At 43.5% G+C, this 1472-nt stretch carries 4 protein-coding genes; all 4 read left to right on the top strand.

Annotation, left to right across the window (positions count from 1 at the left end; all coding sequences use genetic code 11):
* Window positions 1–234 precede the first annotated feature (234 nt).
* Window positions 235–456, top strand: coding sequence for a type II toxin-antitoxin system HicB family antitoxin (locus LZ23_RS11890; protein ID WP_045214486.1), 222 nt, complete (start codon window positions 235–237; stop codon window positions 454–456).
* A 29-nt stretch (window positions 457–485) separates the two neighbouring features.
* Window positions 486–626: a type II toxin-antitoxin system HicA family toxin gene (locus LZ23_RS25540; RefSeq protein ID WP_353740103.1), complete on the top strand. Its 141-nt coding sequence runs from the start codon at window positions 486–488 to the stop codon at window positions 624–626.
* A complete protein-coding gene (locus LZ23_RS24155) occupies window positions 610–954 on the top strand; it encodes a hypothetical protein (protein WP_157493214.1) in 345 nt (114 codons plus the stop codon). The genes LZ23_RS25540 and LZ23_RS24155 overlap by 17 nt, the downstream gene beginning before the upstream one ends.
* Before the next feature lie 323 nt (window positions 955–1277).
* The coding region (locus LZ23_RS11880; RefSeq protein ID WP_045214482.1) for a DUF2283 domain-containing protein at window positions 1278–1472 on the top strand (195 nt) is incomplete at its 3' end.

Here is a 1472-nt window from a genome sequence, read left to right as displayed (position 1 = left end):
TTTTCACGCATGGACAAGAGTGCATTGACCATAATGCAAAGAGTGGAAGAAGTATTGAGAGGTGATAGATAAATGCAAAGCAAACAACGATATATGTTCTTTGACTCCGGACTTCCGACTTCGGCTTTCGGACCACGGATTACGGGTTCATACCCCCATACTCCCAAACGTCCAAACGGACCACGGATTTCCCCTGTGTGCAACTATTTTTTACAATAAATAGAGGTGAGTATTATGTTGAAAAATTTTACCTTGGAATACTGGATCGACGACGGATGGTATGTAGGTCGCCTGCAGGAAGTCCCAGGCGTATTCAGCCAGGGCGAGACAATTGAAGAGCTTCAGGAGAATATCCGGGATGCGTATCAAATGATCGTCCAGGAAGCTGACATGCCCGCTCACCCTGAATCCAGGACAATGGAGATTGAGGTTGCGGTTTGTAGCGGACCAGCCTGATTAAAAGACTTGTCAGGTCAGGATGCTATTTGAAAAGACATGGCAACAAGCATGACATCTACGCGAATCCACATAATGGAAAGCAAACGCCAGTACCAAGGCATAATGAGATCAAAGAATCTCTGGTCAAATTAATATTGAAGCAATTGGGCATTGACGATAATCATTAAACCACATCATGATGCCCATGGATGCGTAAGCATTCATAAAGAATTCTGCCCACCCCGGTTAAACGACAGAAGGTTTAACTGGGCAGGCGGAACACTCGATGTGAAATGGGAAGACCCAGTTAAACCCTTCTTTGCAGGAAATCCTATGGATTTGTTTCACCGGGCAGGAATTTCACTGGGCAGGCACGGAAGGACACCGAATTTAAAGATTCCTTTTCCGCGCTTTTCAGTGTATTCCGTGGGCGAAGTTCTTCTGTCGCTTTTTATCCACGGAACATATGGAAGGATACGGACAATCGTAACAATATTGAATAACAAGGAATCTTAAATTGACGGCAGTTTGCATTAAACGTATTGTTGTTCCAAAAGGGACGCTGTTTACATTTGAAATAAATGATCAGCAAGTGCAACTTCTTTTTTTGAATCATGCTCTTTAAAGAATGAACAAGTGGCAGCTTACACTGGAAATGGTAGCGAAAGCATTGCTCGACCCGGAAGAAGTCCTTGCCGGCCATCACGACAGATTCATCGCACATAGATGCTTTGGTGAACACGTATTGAGGGCTGTGTATGAGTACGATGCAGCTATCCCGGTTTTAGTCACTGTATATTTTCCATACAAAAAAAGATATTTTCAAGGAGGCGAATGCAATGAAGATACAATACTCCCAAGACGCTGATGTTCTTGTCATCAGTTTCAAGGAAGGGCAACCAGTTGACTCCTTTGACATGAAGGAGGGGGTTATTCTTCATCTTGATGAAAATGGAAGTCCCTTGGAAATGGAAATCCTGGATGCTTCAAGATGTGTGTCAATGGATGAATTCAACATTATGATGCCCATGAGT

It is taken from the genome of Desulfonatronovibrio magnus (assembly GCF_000934755.1).
GTDB lineage: Bacteria > Desulfobacterota > Desulfovibrionia > Desulfovibrionales > Desulfonatronovibrionaceae > Desulfonatronovibrio > Desulfonatronovibrio magnus.
Note: the sequence above shows the minus strand (reverse complement) of the source record. Positions and strands in the feature narration are given on the sequence as shown.